The following is a 19,030-nucleotide window of genomic DNA, read 5'->3' on the forward strand; positions in this document are numbered from 1 at the left end:
TTATGAATTAGATACGTTGTTCAACTTCAGAGTCAAAATACCTCTAATAGATTGAGAGCCTTCACTTTCTAACCCCTGAGCGTAAGCCGCTTTCGCACCTGCTTTATCGCCCTTATGGAGTAAAGCATCACCACGGACATCCTGTGCCGTTGCTTGCCATGATTTACTTTTAATATTTGCAACTGAGGCTATCGCGCCATCAGCGTTACCTTGAGCCAATTGGACTCGCGCTAAACGCAGGTTAATTAAATCTTGCATATCTGCGGTTTTTGCCTTCGCTAGTGCATTGGTCAAAGCAGTTTGTGCGTTAGCTAAATCACCTTTATCTACAGCAATTTGCGCAAGCTCTAAACCCATCATCGCACTGTATACATCGTCAGTTTCAGCCGCGAATTTTTGTGCTGCAACAATACCTTGTTCTGAACCCGAACGTAGCTGAGTATTTACTGCTTCAAACTTTTGAGCGCTTTCTTGCAGTACATTGATTTTATGTGATTGCCAGTAGTTCCAACCAAATACACCACCAACACCAATTACGAGGCCAACAACTAATGCCACGCCATTATTCGCAAAGAAGCGTTTAATCGCATCGACTTGATCATTTTCGTTTGTATAGACTTCCACTTGTCTCTCCTTAACCTAATAACTCGGCGATGCGTGACGCCATAAGTTGCTGCGAAATGGTTTCTTGTACGCCTGTGCGTAAATCTTTCAAAGTGACGTGATTATTTTGAATTTCATCTTCCCCCAAGATCAGGGCAATTTTAGCGCCTTGTTTATCCGCTCTTGCTAATTGTTTCTTGAAGTTACCACCACCGTGGTTAGTCATTAACCGCAGTGTCGGTAGTGCATCACGCACTTTTTCGGCCACTAATATCGCTGCTTGTTGGCTATTTTCGCCAAATGAAGCAAGATAAACATCAGCCACTGAAGCATCCGCTGTAAATTCAGGATTCACCTCTTGAACTAATAACACCATGCGTTCCATACCCATGGCAAAACCTACCGCAGGTGTTGCACGACCGCCTAATTGTTCAACTAAGCCATCATAACGGCCACCCGCGCAAACTGTCCCCTGTGAGCCCAACGCCGTTGTTACCCATTCAAAAACAGTGCGGTTATAGTAGTCAAGACCACGAACTAAGCGCTGATTAACACGGTATTGAACACCAGCGGCTTCTAACAGCTTGCATAAGCCATCAAAGTGCTCACGTGATTCGACATCAAGGTAATCAAACAGTTCAGGTGCATCATTCAATAAAGTCTGAACGCCTTGATTTTTGGAGTCCAAAACACGCAGAGGATTTGTGTACATCCGGCGTTTACAATCTTCATCCAGCTTGTCTTTATGCTGTTCTAAGAAAGCAACTAGAGCCTCACGGTAATTAGCACGCGCTTCTAATGAGCCAATCGAGTTCAGCTCTAATGTCACATGCTCACTAATACCTAACGCTTTCCACCAGCGCGCTGTCATTAAAATCACTTCGGCATCGATATCCGGGCCAGCAAGCCCAAAAACTTCAGCCCCTAACTGGTGAAATTGACGATAACGACCTTTTTGTGGACGCTCATAACGGAACATAGGGCCTAAATACCACAAACGCTGTTCCTGATTGTACAGCAAACCATGCTCAATACCGGCACGGACACAACCTGCGGTATTTTCAGGGCGTAATGTCAGACTTTCATCATTACGGTCATTGAAAGTGTACATTTCTTTTTCAACGACATCCGTCACTTCACCTATCGCTCTGCGAAATAGCGGGGTCTGCTCTACAATCGGGGTACGAATTTCACTAAAACCATAACCCTGTAAAATATTTTTTAATGTTGCTTCGATTTTCTGCCATACACGCGTGTCAGCTGGCAAGTAATCATTCATGCCGCGAATGGCTTGGATATTTTTTCCCACTTTATTTCTCTATTTTCAGAATTACATAAGTTTGATTATAAGAGCGAAATATCATCTGGTTCAATCAACAAACACCAATTACTGATACTAATCGGGATTTATCTGTCAATTTGTACGGTGAGCGACCGATTTTAGAAAAAAATGCGGATAATTGATATAGTGTTTGTTCTAAATACGCCAAACGACTCTGCAAGTCGCTTGGCATTAAACAGACAACATTAATCTTTTAAGTTGACTTCAATCCGTCTACTTTCATCCATCATCGCTGCTTTAGCTCGAATTTTAGCCTCTAACTGGTCGATAATATTGTCATTATCAAAGCGCTCTTTTTGACGTTTACCGTCTTCATAAAAACCGCTCTTGGTTTTTGCTCCTGCAACACCTAAGGTCGACACTTCCGCTTCACCAGGGCCGTTAACCACACAACCAATAATCGACACATCCATTGGTGTAATGATGTCTTCTAAACGCTGCTCTAATTCATTCACGGTACCTATCACGTCAAACTCTTGCCGTGAACACGTTGGACAAGCAATAAAATTAATGCCACGCGAACGAATACGCAGTGATTTTAAGATATCAAAACCGACTTTAACCTCTTCAACCGGGTCTGCTGCTAAAGAAATACGCAAGGTATCACCGATACCTTCAGACAGTAGCATTCCTAAACCAATTGCCGATTTTACTGAGCCTGCACGTGCACCACCGGCCTCGGTGATCCCTAAATGCAGTGGTTGATCGATTTTATTCGCTAATAAACGGTAGGAGCCGACAGCGAGAAACACATCTGATGCTTTTACACTGACTTTAAACTGGTCAAAATTCAGTCTATCTAAGATATCCACATGGCGCATTGCTGACTCAACTAAGGCTTCAGGTGTCGGTTCGCCATACTTCTCTTGAATATCTTTTTCAAGGGAACCACCATTGACCCCAATGCGAATAGGAATATTGTAATGGCGTGCACAATCAACCACTTGGCGAATTCTTTCTTCGCTACCAATATTACCTGGGTTAATACGCAAGCAATCAACACCGTATTCGGCCACTTTTAATGCAATACGATAGTCAAAATGGATATCAGCCACCAGAGGAACACTAACTTGCTGTTTAATCAACTTAAACGCTTCTGCCGCATCCATCGTAGGAACAGAAACGCGAACAATATCCACCCCAACACGCTCAAGTGATTTAATTTGGCGGACAGTGGCTTCGACATCAGTTGTGCGGGTATTAGTCATTGACTGGACAGCGATAGGTGCGCCATCGCCTACTGGTACGCTGCCTACATTAATACGAGTGGATTTACGTCTTTTTATCGGTGATTCATTATGCATTTTTGTTTAATTCTCCGAACGTCCATGTGCTCTTTGTTACCGTGGTACTCTGTGCTACCGAGGTATAGTTTTAACGATTATTTTTATACGCTCAACTATACACAAGAAAACAAACCATAGCCTATCAAAAAAGATGTTTTCGGATATAGTTTGCTTCATTTTGTCTTTCTAATTTAGGCTTCAGGTAATTTCAATTTTGCCGGACGTTTCGCTTTAATGAAGCGGCTTAAGTCAACGTCATTACCTTGGAACTGTACCGTGACATTTGCTGGCGCACCGATGTTCAAACGATAAGGCTGCGGGCCATCAAGTTCCAGCTTATCACCATTATTTTTGGTGCCACTAAATAAGATTTTATTATTCGCATCACGAATTTCTAACCAGCACTGGCCAGTAAAGTTCAAGACCAAAGCTTGGCTGCTAACAGCAACAGAGTCAGTCGTTTCTGTATTTTGTGTTCTGTCTAATGCAACGGAAGATTGCGGTGCATTAGGTAATGGAATGGTTCTGACTGGCTCGGTAATAGTGTCTGTGGTTAAGACAGGCTCTTGGGCTTGTAATTCAAGCGTATTTTCCTGTACGACAGGGGCTGTGTCAGTTGAGACAATCTCTGTTGAAGTCGACAATTCAACCGGGGTTGCGCTGTTATCTTGCTGAGACAAAATCAAATCATTTTGATTTGCCATTGAAACTAGCTCATTTTTCTGTGCGTTATGATCTTGCCACCACCATACACCGACCATTGCAATCAGTACAATCACAATCAACCAAGTCAGTTTCATTAACCAACCTTCACGCTTTTTACGTTTTTTTCCTAAAGAATAGCTTTGCATAGGAGAAACTTTGGCTAATGTGATAGGTTCTTCCGTTTTTAGATACGCCTTTAATTCATTTTCTGGTATGCCGACCATTCGAGCATAAAGGCGAATATAACCACGTAAAAATGTCGGTTCGACACCAGCGGGTGCAATGTCTTGTTCTATCTCTTTTACCGTACTGATTTTAAGGCATAATCGTTCTGCAACAACATCTTGGGTTAGCCCCATGCGCTCACGTGCTTGCATCAATAATTGTCCGACTGTCGTCGTAGTCTGTTCGGTATTATTTTCGATAGTCATTTGCTGGCAACACTATTTCCAAGTTTAAAATATATAAAGCAAGCATTGAGCAGCTTTATTCGTCAATAATTTATCATCATGTTGAAACAACAATTAAATTTTTCTTATTGCTTCTACTATTGTAGGTGAACAAAGGCGTTTTGCCTAACTCTAAAACGCCCTAAATCATAACCTAATTCACTGATTCAAACATATTTATAAATCAGACTGTTTTTACCTGAATAGGTTCCCCTGCTAAACGTTTTTTCAACGTCCGCTTTGTTCTGTCGATCACGTCGCCAGCAAGTTGTCCACAGGCAGCATCGATATCATCACCGCGTGTTTTACGCACTATTGTGGTAAAACCATATCCCATCAACACTTTACAAAAACGGTCAATACGACTATTCGAACTTCTACCGTATGGCGCTCCTGGGAACGGATTCCATGGGATCAAGTTGATTTTGCTCGGTGTGTTTTTTAAACATTCCGCTAATTGATGTGCTTGCTCAACACTGTCGTTAACGTGATCTAACATCACATATTCAACGGTTACTCGTCCTGCATTGGCATTCGATTTTGTTAAATAACGATTCACACTGTTGAGGAAGGTTTCAATATTGTATTTTTTATTAATTGGAACAATATCGTCGCGAATATCGTCTGTTGGCGCATGCAACGAAATCGCTAACGCAACATCAATCATATCGCCTAGCTTATCCAGTGCAGGTACAACACCCGATGTTGAAATCGTTACGCGACGCTTAGATAACCCAAAACCGAAGTCATCTAACATAATTTCCATGGCTGGAACCACATTATTCAAATTTAATAATGGCTCACCCATTCCCATCATTACGACGTTGGTAATTGGACGACGTCCACTGGATTTCAGTGAACCAATAATTTTGGCAGCACGCCAAACCTGACCAATAATTTCTGAAACACGTAAGTTACGGTTGAAACCTTGTTGCGCCGTAGAGCAGAATTTACATTCCAATGCGCAACCAACCTGTGAAGAAACGCACAATGTTGCACGATCTGCTTCTGGGATATACACAGTTTCAACCAGTTGGTCACCCACTTTGATGGCCCACTTGATGGTACCATCTGATGAACGTTGTTCATCAGCGACTTCTGGCGCACGGATTTCTGCAACTTCTTTCAGTTTTGCTCTAAGGACTTTATTAATATCGGTCATTTGGTCAAAATCATCATAGCAATAATGATAAATCCATTTCATGACCTGATCAGCGCGGAACGGTTTTTCACCCATTTGCGCAAAAAATTCGCGCATTTGTTTGCGGTTTAAATCAAGTAAATTCGTTTTTTGGTTCGTTTTTTCTGGTGTGACAGAAATAGCGGAAGAAGTTGCACATTGTGCATCTGTCGTCATATCAGACATGGTGTATTGCCTCGTTGTTACACTTTCGGCAGTGCTAATGATGAATATAGCACGACGTAATTTTTGCGGTCTTAAAAATATAATCGCCCCGCTAATTATAGCAGGGCGTCGCATTGTACAAACTTTATAACAATAATGCTAATGCATTAGTTAAAGAAGTCTTAGCGCGGGCAGATTTCATCAGCAGTGAAGAAATAAGCGATTTCACGGGCAGCAGATTCTTCAGAGTCTGAACCGTGAGTTGCGTTTTCAGTGAAGCTGTCTGCGTAATCTGCGCGTAAAGTACCCGCTAATGCGTTATCTGGGTTCGTTGCGCCCATCAGGTCACGGTGACGTTGGATTGCATTTTCACCTTCTAACACTTGCAGCATAATAGGGCCTGAAGTCATGAATTCAACCAGACCTTCAAAGAAAGGACGGCCTTTGTGTTCAGCGTAGAAGCCTTCAGCTTGCTCACGAGTTAAATGCATCATTTTAGCCGCGATAATAGTGAAACCCGCGCTTTCAAAACGGTTGTAGATTGCACCAATAACGTTTTTCTTCACAGCGTTTGGTTTAATAATAGAAAATGTACGTTGAACAGTCATAAATAACCTCTTAGCGATTCATTAGGCCTTTATTCTTTATTCTTCCCTGTAACTTAGGATTCAAGAACTTAAAATAGGCATGTTGTAGTTTTTTATATTATTTCTAATTCTATTGTTAGGCTTTTAAACTTCAAAAGCAACCCTATCTAGGAAAAAGAAAAATAAGGCGATGATTATAGGGGCTCTGATTACAATTTCCTACAGTCACAACAACATTTTGTTAAACTTTTTATAGCAAAAAACACTATTTTTTCGGGTAAGTCACATTTTTCCTCTATTACTTCACTCTAAAGCTGATCGCCGTTACTTGGCCACTTAAATCTAATACCGAAATTTGGTAGTTTCCACTTTTATCCAGTGTTAGCAAAATAGAACCGTTTTGTTCGGTTGTATTCACTTGTTCTCCATTTAAAAACCACCATTTCTGCCCTTGTCCACCTTGTGTGATTAAACGTAAATCTAAGCTGGTTTTTCCAGGTAGACGCTGTAAAACTTCCCCATCACGGATACCAGAAATCAATAATGGCGGCATTTCTAACTTCATAGGAGGACAAGCTGGATCCACTTTTGGTAACCGATTCTCCCGTTTTTCACTGTTTGGCAACCATGACTCCACCGTAATGGGCCATAAATGCACTTCTTTTTCTTGGGCATTCGGGCAATCAGCGGCAACTTGGCGCCCTTTTTCATTGACCCAAATTTTTTGTCTTAATCCTAATAGTGACTCTTGGTCTCGCGCCATTAAAGTCGGTGGGATTGTATTATCTAAGATCCAGCTAAGACGCCTTTGGCGGCAATTATTGTCATCTTTCAGTAATGATGTGCCTCCCGGCCAGCAAATCACCGCTTGGCTTACACTTGCAGGCTTCACATCTTTTGGTAACGGCTCATGAGATTGGTAAATTTTGCTCAGTAACATGCCATTTATTTGATTCATGATAGGGATCGCTGTAGCAAAACCTAACTGCCCTGCAACAGGTGTGGCATCTGGCCGCCCAACCCAAACACCGATGGTATAACGTGGGTTAACACCAATTGCCCACGCATCACGGTAACCATAACTGGTCCCTGTTTTCCATGCCAAATTTACTTGCCCTGATAAGTTAGTATCCGGTACAGGACGCGCCTCTCCGCCCATAATCCGGCGCACAATCCACGCGGCTCCCGATGACATCAGCGCTCTATCGCGAATTTCATCCGTTGGTTTAAAACGTAGCGGCGACACATAACCTTTTCTCGCAAATGCGCTGTAAGCGGAAACCAAATCTTCCATCCGTGTGGCTGTGCCACCTAAAATTAGCGATAAATTTGGCTCGCTGCCTAACGGAAAGCGCAGTTCAGTCCCAACATTGCGAAGTTGAGCCGTAAATCGTTTACTGCCATACACGTCTAACAACTGCACTACGGGTAAATTCAAGGAGCGAACTAATGCATCACTGGCACTCACAGGGCCATTAAAACCACTGTCAAAGTTACCGGGACGATAATCATTAAAGCGCCGCGGAACATCTTGTAATAACGATTCCGCGTGGATGAGGCCATCATCCATCGCTAATGCGTATAAAAATGGTTTTAACGTTGAGCCGGGGGAGCGCCAAGCGCTTATCATATCGACATGCCCAAAACGGCTATCATCTTGGAAATCAATGGAGCCAATATACGCTTTCACAGCCATATCCGTATGATCGACCACCAAAATCCCCAATGATGTTTGTTTTGGCAGTTGGTTTTTCCAATTCATTGCCATATCTTCCAGCTGCCTTTGTAAACTGGCATCGATAGTGGTTTCAATGATGGACTCTTGCGCACCTTTGGTCACCCGCCTTGCCAGCAAGGGAGCTGAATGTGGATTTTTTCGCGGTGCTAACCAAATTTGTTCTTGTTTAATATCCGTAACTTTTTCAGGGCTCCAGACTTGGTATTCTTCTAATCGGTCTAACACCTTATCTCGAGCAGCTTGTGCCCTTTCTGGATAACGATCTGGCCTTAAACGACTAGGGGCTTGAGGTAGAACAGCAAAAAGCGCAGCTTCGCTTGCTGTTAATTTTGCCGGTGACTTATTCAAATATACCCAGCTAGCGGCCCCAATCCCTTCAATGGTTCCACCATAAGGCGCGCGGTTTAAATACATCTCCAATATTTCATCTTTTGAGTAGTGATACTCAAGCTGTGCTGTACGCCAAAGCTGTTTCAGCTTACCGCCCAATGTTCTTTCATGAGGGTCAATTAGCCTTGCGACTTGCATCGAAAGGGTACTACCACCTGACACAATACGCCCTGAGCTCACAAACTGCCCCGCAGCCCTAACTAACGAAAACGGGTTTACTCCCGGATGACGATAAAAATGGCGATCTTCATAGGTTAATAACGCTTCGATAAAATCAGGGGAAACCTCTTCGAGTGTAACCGGAAAACGCCAAATACCCTCTTTGTCTGCAAAGCGCCACAATGGTGTACCATCTGCTGCAACCACGGTTCGTGCCATTTCAATTTGCTTAAGCGGCAACGGCCAGATTTTATCAGCCGCTAGAAAAGCCAGTGGCAAAATAATGACCAACAGAACCAGTGTGATGCCTGTGCGACGTAACCATTTTTTCATTGCTGGGAGTACCAAAAATAAATTAAAAAGAGCCCTTATACTTTATATATAAGGGCTTTATATAAGGGCTCAATTTAGCGGTGATTAACGGACGATTTCTAATTGGCCATCAGAGTAGCCTGTCGCTCGCCAATCAGGGACATACATTGATTCCACTTGTGGGACAGGAATACTGTAAACACCTGGAGTGACCGCACGTGCCAAGTAAACTAATGTCGTTGGTCGATATTGCTGAACTTCAACGGCAGCCACAAAACGGTCATCACGGTATTCCATATGGCGAATTTGTGATTGCTGCATATCATCAATCAGTTCTTGCAAGTTTGGTGCCGAATCACTTAAGTTTGCACTGCTATTCGCTAAGTTTTGGTTTTCCAACTCTAAACCAGCTGGCAATAAGTCAACCACTAACGCATCTGGCACACTTTGGGATGCCTGAACTTCCAGCTTAACCACCACCATTTCACCGCTTCTTAGTCTATCTAATGAAATGCGATTGCCTTTCATATCATAGTAACTGCGAGTGATACCTAGTACGTTGGAACTTGGTTTCGGTGAATGTTGTGGATAACCCACTACGTTTAAGCGTGTATATAGGGTATTGGTTCCACTGTTTTCGATGCTATAGCCTGTTTCTAATTGACCTTTGCTCAAGAACTCACTCACAGGTTTATCTGAAACCATCGGAGGTTCTTGGCCATTAATCGTTGCTTTCCATGGGGCTTCACTTTCATTTAAGTAGAAACGGCCGGCTAAGTACAACGCGTTGCTCTCTTGTGTCGAGAAATAACGTTGAGAAGTCAAGTTATTAGACAAGGTTTGCAGTTTTTGATCGCGCGATTTTGGCATTAAATTATACTCATTTAACAGCGCAACAATCATCGCATCATCACGGATCACTGAGCCGTAGTCCCCGACATAACTGTAGCGATTACGTTGTTTTTTCAGTCCGTCAATCACCGCGCTCTCACCACGTGATTTATCCCCCATCAAGTTCAACGCAACGCCTAACTGTACAAGCGGCAAGCCACTCGCGGCATGATCTCTTTGGTTATAAAGTTGACGTAATGCTCCTAAAGGCGCTTTTTGCTGTGACGCCAACACTAAGCCTGCATAAGCTTGAGTTGCGAAACGTGCACCTGCCTGATTTTCCGTATAAGGATAATTGATTTGGTTGCCATCTTGTAAATAGCTCAATAAGCGCGTGTTCGCGTTACTGATAGCTTCTTGGGGAACCGTAAACCCACGCTGATTCGCTTTATTCAAGAAATCTGCTGCATATGCGGTTAGCCAATACTCTTCGCGGCCGTTTCTATCCCATAACGAGAAACCGCCATCATTACGTTGCATACTTAACAAATGCGGAATACCAATTTCAATCGCTTTATGGCGATCTGCATCCGTTTGCGTTTTAATCCCTATTTTATTCAGCTCAGCTTGAGTTGAGAATAATGATGGATATAACCCGCTGATAGTTTGCTCTAAACAACCGTATGGATAAGCAAATAACTCTCGAATATAACGTGAGATATCTAATGGCGGACGGCTGGTTAACAGAACTTGCCCTTCAATGGTATCCGGCTGTAGGCCCGCAATTTGGTTAATTGGCAGCGCCCATGAAGTACCTGGCTCAATCGCGGTTGCAAACGAAACGGTTTCTGCCGGTTGTGCCGGACGAACACCCACTTTCCAACTGTTGCTGTAATCTTTATTGGCTTCGCCTTGAATGTTAATGCCATTAATGGTCATCGACACTTCGCCTTCACCAAAGCCGTAGTCTGCTTTGACTGGTAAGTTAATCGTGGTGCGTTTGCCTTTTGGTAACTCCAACTCTCGGCTGCTGACGCCATCAAGTTTCACCATTCCTGATGCCTTGAAATTAACAGTCACATTCTGCGTGTTATCCGTCATATTGGTCAAATCAAGTGCAAAATAAGACTTATCACCGCCAGCCATAAATCGTGGCATCGACATTTGTGTCACTAATGGTGCCGCGACAATCACTTTGCTATCCGCATGGCCGAACTCTTTTTCATTCCATGCTTGCGCCATTACGCGGAGTTCGCCGTTAAAATCAGGGATAGCAAGGCTAATTTCACCTTCGCCGTCTTTATTTAATGTAACAGGCTTAGCCTGCTCAGCAATAATTTGCACTTCAGTGAGTGGCTTCATACCACCACGCTCTAATGCCGCCTCTTCACTGTCACCACCAAAGCGTAGGTTAGCAACCTTACCTTGGCCTTCGATTAAGTGACCATAAACGTCATATTGATCAACACCATAGCGTTTACGACCAAAGAAAGCGTCATAGGGGTCCGGTGTTTTGAAATCCGTGATATTCAATACACCTGTATCAACTGCGGATAACAACACATTCACTTTTTCAAGTAACGGTTTGCCATCTTGTGCGGTCGCTTTAATTTTTACCGTCAAGTCTTGATTAGGACGCATTTTGTCTGGCGTCGTTAGTGCCAACGCTATTTTACGATTTTCATCTGCAATCGGTAAATGCAAGACACCCACAGCACGTTTCACCGTGGCTTCTTTAGAGTCATCTCCTGGGCGAACCACAACTGCTGAGACGTAGAGGTCATGACGAGCCCACTCTTTATTGACAGGGATCTCAACATCTAAGCCTTTTTCTGGCACATCAATTTCTTCCCACCACAATGGGCCATTACTCGATTCGAGCAAGATGTACCCTTTCCCTGCTTTTGGTGATTCAATACGAACTTTGGCTTTTTCACCCGGTAAGTACGCAGGCTTATTCAGACTAAGTTTCACTTGGTCAGGGCGAACTGAGCCACTTCCCCCCGTATTATCTTGCCATGAATACCCCGCCCAGAACTGGACGCTAGAAACGAGCTGATTCTCTGGGTTGACGACTTCTAAACGGAATGCGCCCCAATCCACAGGGAAGGAGACTTTCGCTGTACCGTCTTTGGCGATGGCAATATTTTCATTCGCCATAATGAGGTCTTTTTGGTCATAATTTGAAGACCAGCCACCACTTTCAGACCAACTCCAATAATAATCACGGCGTTCGTACACTAGACGCGCTGTTAAGTTTTCTGCCGCCAGTTTATTACCCGCTGCATCTGCCATGACTAATTCAAACTCAGCTAACGAGTTTTCATCCACATTATGACGTTTGACATAACGGTCTGTGCGGTAATCATAAATTTCTTTTTTGGCAAACAATGGGCGAATACCCACCAGTTTTTCCGCTGGCCAAATCGCTTGCTCTGCACGACGCGTCACCGGACGGCCACCCGCTTCAAGCAAACTTGCTTGTAAAACAGCTGAAATCGGTGAACGTGTTGAACTCCAATTACTGTTTGGAATTGAAATCACCGTTTCACCGTTGCTGTCTAGCGTCAGGTCAAACTCATCCAACTTACGTGGTAAGCCCTCTTCGTTGACAGCACCAAATTCAAAGCCCGGTAATTTTGCTACCGCTTCGCGATTGGCCTTTAACACAATTTGGCCTTGTAACTGGTTATCTGCCGCTGGCGCACCATATAAATAACGCCCTTGAATATCAAAATCCACGGATTGATCCGTTAAACGCGGCACATCGCTGCCAACGATTTCTAACGCCATACGTTCAGGCATGAAATCTTCAACATTAAATTTGTAATAACGCAGTGGCGAGCCATCACCTAAATCAAAGCGCAGTGACCAACCGCCTGTCTCTGCATTTTTAGGGATTTCAAATTGATATTGATATAGTCCATCTTGGTTTTCTTCCGGCTGCCAAACAAAGCTGCGAACCACTTGCCCATCCGTTTTTAATACATCAACTTTAACGGGCTGAGTTTTAACCGGATTACCATCACCATCACGCAATAAACCATTGACCAGTAGCAATTCCCCCGGTCGATATAAATCACGTGGCCCAAAGGTGAAAAATTGTTTTGCGTAGCCTTCGGGGCCTGAAATATCGAATTCAGATAAATCAAGTGCTGGCTGAGTCAAGTCAATCATACTGGTTTGCCCTTCGTGGGTTGCCAGTAATAGTTTTCCGCCCGCTAATTTATCTAACTGAGCATGACCATCGCCATCTGTCATGCCTTTTGTCACTAACTGGCCTTTTTCATCCAAAATACGCAGCTCAACACCTTTAATTGCGGAGCCTTTCGCTAAGGATTGGGTGAAAATGTCGACACGGTCTTGGTAACTGTGCAGCGACACACCAATATCACTCAATGTGAAGACGGTCGCAGGGAATTGGTAACTATAGCTGCCTGCTTTTTGCATGATGGCCAAATATACGCCGTCTTGCTGCAACTCTTTGATATCTTTCAATGGCAGTAAAATCGTTTGGCGGGTATTTTTATCTGGATTTAAGTCAAAGCGGCCAGTATAAGCCAGCTCCACTTTGTCGAGGAATTCTTCTGAATACCAATATTCATAATTACTGCGGTATTGCCATTGCGCTAAAAACTGCGGTAATTGTTTTTCATTCACACGGAAAAAATTGACGTCAACTTTATCAACGTTCAAGGCGATCACAGGTAAGCCTTGGGCAACCTTACTCGGTAATAAGGAGCCTTTGCTAGCAAAACCAACCGTTGGGATGATTTGCGCTGTGGTCAGTTTTTTCTCAAAACTGTCGGCCAGTGTACGCTCATTAACCGCTTTAATACCCGGGTTAATGGTTAGATTTAATTCTTTAGAGGGGGGAAGGTGGCGAAAACGTAGCTCCATTTGGTTATCAGACAGCTCCCAAGCGCCATCTAACTTACCCGCTTTAACATCAATAAGGTTAATAAACTGGCCGAAGTCTTGGTTGGCTTGTAATGGCACGGAAAATGTCACCACCATGGCACTCGCACCATCAAGCTGTAATTCAGATGCATCCAAAATAGTTAAATCTTTCCCTGCATATTTTTTTATCATTTCTTCAGTGGAAAGTTTCGGTGCTACTTTTTTCTGCTCTGCAACTGGCGCTGTTTTGGTTTGATTTTCTGGCGCTGTGGTTGAAACATTTGACTCATTTTTGGTTGTTTCTTCTGCATTATCACAACCAGTTAATGCCACTACCGATGCCAATGCCAGTGCTAAATAACGTTTTTTGGTTTTGAGACCCGCCAATGAAGCCCAACTTGATTGTTGTTTCATTACCGCCCGCCCTTTAATTAGTTAAATGTGTTCTCTTTTTAAGGTTTTAACAGAAGGTTAAAACCGTACTATATACCTTGAAATCGCTTAAAATACACACAGATAAATGCTGCTGATAGTGTTTCAATTATCGATATAATTTAACAGAATGTGATAAAAACACCTATCAGACAAAACGGAAAAATGATGGGAGAGAAAAACAGCAAAATGAAATACTGTTTTTTAAATAGTAAGCAAAATATATATTTAATAAATGAGCAATATGGGTTTTAGGAGTGAGAAAAAACTCTCTCACTCTAATCACAGGGTCATTATGTATTTTTTACTGGGATCGTATCGCGTAAGAAGCTCCCAAGACGACGCTGATAAAAGGGTTGAACGTGTTGAGTAATAAAGTGGCTAACCCCTTGCTCATTTTCATTCACCACACAAAAATCAATAGATTCGTCATCAGCTAAGAACTCACACGCAAGTGTCCCTGCTTCATGAATTATGGTATCAATATTTTCCGCACCTACGGTAAACTCCAACGCTATCATTAAGATAGGCGTTTCTTCAGCAGCATCACTCTCTGTTGCGGAGACCATAAAACCGCGTCTGACCACTTTGTGTTGTTTAAAAAACTCAGTCAGCGCCTCAACAATCGCCTGCGGTTGTTCCTCTAACACACTTAATTTCAGTGATGAGCCTTTTGGCACGGTTAATTCCGTAAATTGGATCTCAGTTTCTTGGTTGGAACTGTTATTATTCGATTGCTGCGACATTGCCAATCCCCTGCTATGAAAAAGAATCGCTTATTATACTCGCAAATACGCCAAGGTAAAAAAATAGGCACGAAAAGTCACCTTCTCGTGCCTGTTATCAATCAAATATTTACTATTTTGATTTACTGATTAATAAGTTAGCCAGTGTTCTTACACCAGTACCTGTTGCGCCTTCAGCCCATAAGCTAACCGCGGATTTGCGGTAAGTCGCTGAGCAGTCAATATGCACCCAGTTTTGACGATAATTTTCAACAAAGTGCGATAAAAAGGCTGCCGCTGTACTTGCACCCGCGGTATGAGATGGTGCTGCAATGTTGTTTAAATCGGCAAAGCCTGACGGCAATTGTTGGCGATGGAACTCTGCTAATGGTAAGCGCCAAAATAACTCGAACTCTGCATCTGACGCGCTCATTAAGTCAGCAACTAATTTGTCATCGAAGCTTAATACTGAATGGTAGTCATTACCCACTGCCATTTTTGCTGCGCCTGTCAAGGTTGCTGCATCAATGATCAGTGTTGGTTTTTCTTTGCTCGCATCAATCAAACCATCAGCCAATACTAAACGACCTTCAGCATCCGTATTCATAATTTCAACGGACTTGCCATTACGGTAACGAATAATATCACCTAGTTTGAATGCATTGCCGCTAACCATATTGTCAGCAATACACAGGAACATTTTCACGCGTTTTTGTAAGCCACGCGAAATCGCTAATGCCAATGAACCCGCTAATGTTGCCGCACCGCCCATATCCGCTTTCATTGAATTCATTGAAGCAGAAGGTTTGATGCTATAACCGCCTGAATCGAAGGTAATACCTTTACCCACTAACGCAGCAAATACGGGGGCGTTCGGGTTGGCACCCGGGTTGTAATCTAACGCTAAAAAGACAGGTGGACGACTTGAACCACGACCTACCGTATGAATACCGGTATAACCTTGTTCTAATAAATCATCACCTTTAATAATACGATAGCTAATGTCTTGTGCGCCTACCGTGCAGAGTAAATCAATGGCGCGTTGTGCGAGTTGTTCTGGCCCTAATTCTTCTGCCGGTGCGTTAATCACATCACGTACCCAATCAATGGTACGAATGCGGTTTTCTAATTCTTTGCGATCCGCTTCTGGTAATACAGGCCATTCAATCGTTCTAGCCCCTTTTGGCGCACGAAAACCTTGCCAAAATGCCCAGCTTTTTTCTAAATCCCAACCTTCGCCAGCCAAAGCAACATTACGGATCCCTTGGCCATCTAATTTACGGCCAGCGCTTTGTACTGCGCATAATTTACCTGCATGTTTCAGGTGGATTGTCATCCCTTTATCACTAGAGCTTAACAATGCGCCCTCACCCCAACAAGGTGCAGCTGGCTCACAAGAAATCATTACTGGCATAATTTGTTTTGTCATCGTTTTTCTCACTTTGTCTATTTTTGCAGACAGCAAAAGCCCATTTATTCTGTCAGCAGATGGCATTACCTTAACTGATAAATGCCAACAGGGATATCATTATAGTGCTGATATAAAATAAAAAACCGAGCACTATTTCTAATAGTCGCTCGGTCTTTAGAATAAATCCCTCGTTACTCGAATTCATCCAGCCAAACTAACAAAATAGCCTCTAGGATTTTCTCATTCGATTTTTGCGGATCATCATCAAATTCTTCTAAATCGCAAATCCACTGGTGCATATCGGTAAAGCGCACCGTTTTCGGATCAACATCTGGAAATGCATCATACAGGGCTTCACCGATTTCACGGCTATTTGACCATTTTAAACTCATGTTTTTCTCTCATTATATGAACAACTATTTTTCAAATTATAGTCCTTTGAATCATATCAACTGATCTTTTTCATCTATTCTTCATTATACTGTTTGTGAGAGGTAAATCGATAAGTGTTTCCAGACAAGCCAATGTAATGCCTTGCTCTTTTAATGCAGCAAACAAGCCACTTGATGATACATAAGGGCAACCCAATTTTTCTTTGATATTTTGAATTCGTCTATTTTCACTGGCTTCTGAACAACCTTGAATATAACTGATTTCTTTTACCTTACAGTGCGAAAGCAGTAGGCGTATGGTTATCATCTCTTTTCGTGTAAAACGAATATGGCCAAAACGCATATATTTTTGAGGATTTAATAGTTCCGGTGCAACATTCTTTGTTTGCCCCAATAATTGTGTTGTTATCGGAATATTCGCCCTCATAGGCAGTGTGACCTCGGGATTTTTTTTCCAAATTTGGTTGGCATACTCCGAAATGATAGGACGATGCTTATAAATAGATAACATCTCAGATAATGTGAGCTGCTTATTTGAATTTACCGTTGTAATTTCAAATGTACTCCCATATCTATTACAAAAATCAACTTTAAATTTACTTTTTTTCGATTTAGCTAGAATCTTCATGAAAACTTCTGGGTAATTATTCCAATATTGGATGCTCGATTTTAATCTTTCTTCCACCAAAAGATCCAACCCACTGTTTAAACTTATTAATTGCCATTCATAATTATTAGATGCTATATGCATTGTTTTATTTTTTAAATCAACACAGAAATAGGTAACATCAACATCATGCCAATCAAAAATATTTATAAATTCATTTTTAAAATTACTACATATATCTTCAAAAACTTGGCTTTCAGCATTCATATCAATTCCTTAATAAAATTTAACTTCCCATTTTTGTCTCTATTTCAAAATCTTTAGGTGTTTTTTTATAAATTAAAAATCGAAGTGCACCACACAGTGTTAAAAATAGCCCCACATAAACTATATTAATATTAGCAAGATAAGTTGTAATCAAAGGTGAGACACCACCAAAAAGCATTGCTGTAAAGTTAAAACCTAACGCAAGTGTAACAACCTTTTCTTTTGCCGCTTTAAACAACATAAAGGGGGTCGTTGCTAAAATCATTGCTGCATATATATTGATAATTATTTGAGAAATAATAGTTAATATTATAGATTGGCTGCTAATTAATAAAAACATAGGAATTGATAAAAACACCATTCCTATCACACCGAGGTTATATACCTTTTCCAAAATATTATATTTGTCGGTAAGCCAGCCACAAATTAACATAAAAGATAGAAGTAAAATTGACAATAACAGTGCCCATACAGTCCTATCTTCTATCATTTGCATTTTTTCAAGAAACATAGCTGTTGAAACATGCTGCACAAAGAAGAGCACATTTCCAGGTATGGTTAATAAAAAAACAAAAAACATATCCATATAACTAATAGGTACTGATTTTATTTTTTCACTTGAATTATTAGGCAATTTCATTCTAAACCAAAAGCTAATAGCAATATTAAGCACTCCTAAGAACAGGGGAACTCGCCATCCAATACTTTGCATCATCTCTGGTTCTAAAAAAAATTCCAAAGCAAATACAACTGTAAGTGAAATAATAATACCGAATGCTGTACTGCCATTGATTATGGCTGATAACCTTGAGCTTTCATTATTCTTAGAATTATTAAAAAGGTAAGTAATTAATGATGGGTATTATCCTGCAAAACTAAATGATAGTGCCATTTGCAAAATTAAAATGGCAATAGGAGTGTAATTCCCTAATAAATTAATAGGTAATAATGCCATGCATAGTGTAGCTGTCCCTGTTATAAAACTTGTTAAAACCAATGCGGACTTTTTACCAACACTGTCGGCATACCGCCCTATAATATAAGCACCAACAGGCCGAATAATAAAACGCAAAGCAAATATACCCCATACCATCTCTGTCGCTTGGTTATAGCCTAGCCGCTCTAATTCTGCGCTGAGATAACTCGATATTGCCGCAAAAACAGCAATATCATAATATTCAAGTGTATTACCAGCCACTGCGCCAAATCGATATTTCCATTTCATGATAAAATTCCTTTTTATCTCCAACTTTATTTAATTAGCATTTATATAATCATTAAATCATTATCTTTTAATCCAAAGATAACCACTCAATATCGATATTATCTATAACATAAAAAACAAAGTGTACAAAGTGAAAGTTTAATTATTAACTTTAAATTAGCTGGTAAATAAAACTGAATAGTTTCATAATATATAAACAATTCATTTATTAAAATGAAATATTATGAGTTGAATTTTAATTTCAAAAAAAACAATAATAATGAAAATATTGAAATACAACAAAAAATCGCCCTTATTACATATATAAATAGATATTAAGGACGA

The 19,030-nt window shown here is 41.5% G+C and carries 14 protein-coding genes; all 14 read right to left on the reverse strand.

Annotated features, from left to right (window positions below; genetic code table 11):
• Positions 1–624 carry a YfgM family protein gene (locus M1E86_RS12205; protein ID WP_125892152.1) on the reverse strand — a complete coding sequence of 208 codons (624 nt, stop codon included), beginning with the start codon at positions 622–624 and terminating at the stop codon, positions 1–3.
• A 10-nt stretch (positions 625–634) separates the two neighbouring features.
• Positions 635–1,912 carry a histidine--tRNA ligase gene (hisS, locus tag M1E86_RS12210; protein WP_213913180.1) on the reverse strand — a complete coding sequence of 426 codons (1,278 nt, stop codon included), beginning with the start codon at positions 1,910–1,912 and terminating at the stop codon, positions 635–637.
• 218 nt (positions 1,913–2,130) lie between these two features.
• Positions 2,131–3,249 (reverse strand): flavodoxin-dependent (E)-4-hydroxy-3-methylbut-2-enyl-diphosphate synthase, encoded by a 1,119-nt coding sequence (ispG, locus tag M1E86_RS12215; RefSeq protein WP_125892156.1) that lies wholly within the window; start codon positions 3,247–3,249, stop codon positions 2,131–2,133.
• A 173-nt stretch (positions 3,250–3,422) separates the two neighbouring features.
• Complete coding sequence (rodZ, locus tag M1E86_RS12220) at positions 3,423–4,367, reverse strand: cytoskeleton protein RodZ (protein WP_125892158.1); 945 nt, start codon at positions 4,365–4,367, stop codon at positions 3,423–3,425.
• A gap of 202 nt (positions 4,368–4,569) precedes the next feature.
• Positions 4,570–5,751 (reverse strand): bifunctional tRNA (adenosine(37)-C2)-methyltransferase TrmG/ribosomal RNA large subunit methyltransferase RlmN, encoded by a 1,182-nt coding sequence (locus M1E86_RS12225; protein WP_125892160.1) that lies wholly within the window; start codon positions 5,749–5,751, stop codon positions 4,570–4,572.
• Between the two features lie 161 nt (positions 5,752–5,912).
• Positions 5,913–6,338: a nucleoside-diphosphate kinase gene (ndk, locus tag M1E86_RS12230; protein WP_004264899.1), complete on the reverse strand. Its 426-nt coding sequence runs from the start codon at positions 6,336–6,338 to the stop codon at positions 5,913–5,915.
• A 277-nt stretch (positions 6,339–6,615) separates the two neighbouring features.
• A complete protein-coding gene (gene pbpC, locus M1E86_RS12235) occupies positions 6,616–8,937 on the reverse strand; it encodes a peptidoglycan glycosyltransferase PbpC (protein WP_213913178.1) in 2,322 nt (773 codons plus the stop codon).
• A gap of 84 nt (positions 8,938–9,021) precedes the next feature.
• A complete protein-coding gene (locus M1E86_RS12240; RefSeq protein ID WP_426099102.1) occupies positions 9,022–14,061 on the reverse strand; it encodes an alpha-2-macroglobulin family protein in 5,040 nt (1,679 codons plus the stop codon).
• A 311-nt stretch (positions 14,062–14,372) separates the two neighbouring features.
• Positions 14,373–14,825, reverse strand: coding sequence for an enhanced serine sensitivity protein SseB C-terminal domain-containing protein (locus M1E86_RS12245; RefSeq protein ID WP_125892166.1), 453 nt, complete (start codon positions 14,823–14,825; stop codon positions 14,373–14,375).
• Between the two features lie 112 nt (positions 14,826–14,937).
• Positions 14,938–16,233, reverse strand: coding sequence for an aminopeptidase PepB (gene pepB / locus M1E86_RS12250; RefSeq protein WP_125892168.1), 1,296 nt, complete (start codon positions 16,231–16,233; stop codon positions 14,938–14,940).
• A 173-nt stretch (positions 16,234–16,406) separates the two neighbouring features.
• Positions 16,407–16,607: a Fe-S cluster assembly protein IscX gene (gene iscX, locus M1E86_RS12255; protein ID WP_004912658.1), complete on the reverse strand. Its 201-nt coding sequence runs from the start codon at positions 16,605–16,607 to the stop codon at positions 16,407–16,409.
• Between the two features lie 70 nt (positions 16,608–16,677).
• Positions 16,678–17,481, reverse strand: coding sequence for a helix-turn-helix transcriptional regulator (locus M1E86_RS12260; RefSeq protein WP_125892170.1), 804 nt, complete (start codon positions 17,479–17,481; stop codon positions 16,678–16,680).
• A gap of 19 nt (positions 17,482–17,500) precedes the next feature.
• Positions 17,501–18,196, reverse strand: a complete 696-nt coding sequence (locus M1E86_RS12265; protein ID WP_426099103.1) for a hypothetical protein — start codon at positions 18,194–18,196, stop codon at positions 17,501–17,503.
• Positions 18,197–18,343: 147 nt separating this feature from the next.
• Positions 18,344–18,706: an MFS transporter gene (locus M1E86_RS12270; RefSeq protein WP_426099104.1), complete on the reverse strand. Its 363-nt coding sequence runs from the start codon at positions 18,704–18,706 to the stop codon at positions 18,344–18,346.
• Positions 18,707–19,030: the final 324 nt, after the last annotated feature.

It is taken from the genome of Providencia sp. PROV200, from assembly GCF_049901995.1.
Classification (GTDB): Bacteria; Pseudomonadota; Gammaproteobacteria; order Enterobacterales; family Enterobacteriaceae; genus Providencia; species Providencia rettgeri_E.

Bases quoted from the DNA above. Each gene is read 5' to 3' on its own strand.
- ispG (WP_125892156.1), bottom strand. From the start codon at position 3,249: ATGCATAATGAATCACCGATAAAAAGACGTAAATCCACTCGTATTAAT.
- rodZ (WP_125892158.1), bottom strand. From the start codon at position 4,367: ATGACTATCGAAAATAATACCGAACAGACTACGACGACAGTCGGACAA.
- M1E86_RS12225 (WP_125892160.1), bottom strand. From the start codon at position 5,751: ATGTCTGATATGACGACAGATGCACAATGTGCAACTTCTTCCGCTATT.
- ndk (WP_004264899.1), bottom strand. From the start codon at position 6,338: ATGACTGTTCAACGTACATTTTCTATTATTAAACCAAACGCTGTGAAG.
- pbpC (WP_213913178.1), bottom strand. From the start codon at position 8,937: ATGAAAAAATGGTTACGTCGCACAGGCATCACACTGGTTCTGTTGGTC.
- M1E86_RS12240 (WP_426099102.1), bottom strand. From the start codon at position 14,061: ATGAAACAACAATCAAGTTGGGCTTCATTGGCGGGTCTCAAAACCAAA.
- M1E86_RS12245 (WP_125892166.1), bottom strand. From the start codon at position 14,825: ATGTCGCAGCAATCGAATAATAACAGTTCCAACCAAGAAACTGAGATC.
- pepB (WP_125892168.1), bottom strand. From the start codon at position 16,233: ATGACAAAACAAATTATGCCAGTAATGATTTCTTGTGAGCCAGCTGCA.
- iscX (WP_004912658.1), bottom strand. From the start codon at position 16,607: ATGAGTTTAAAATGGTCAAATAGCCGTGAAATCGGTGAAGCCCTGTAT.
- M1E86_RS12260 (WP_125892170.1), bottom strand. From the start codon at position 17,481: ATGAATGCTGAAAGCCAAGTTTTTGAAGATATATGTAGTAATTTTAAA.
- M1E86_RS12265 (WP_426099103.1), bottom strand. From the start codon at position 18,196: ATGATGCAAAGTATTGGATGGCGAGTTCCCCTGTTCTTAGGAGTGCTT.
- M1E86_RS12270 (WP_426099104.1), bottom strand. From the start codon at position 18,706: ATGAAATGGAAATATCGATTTGGCGCAGTGGCTGGTAATACACTTGAA.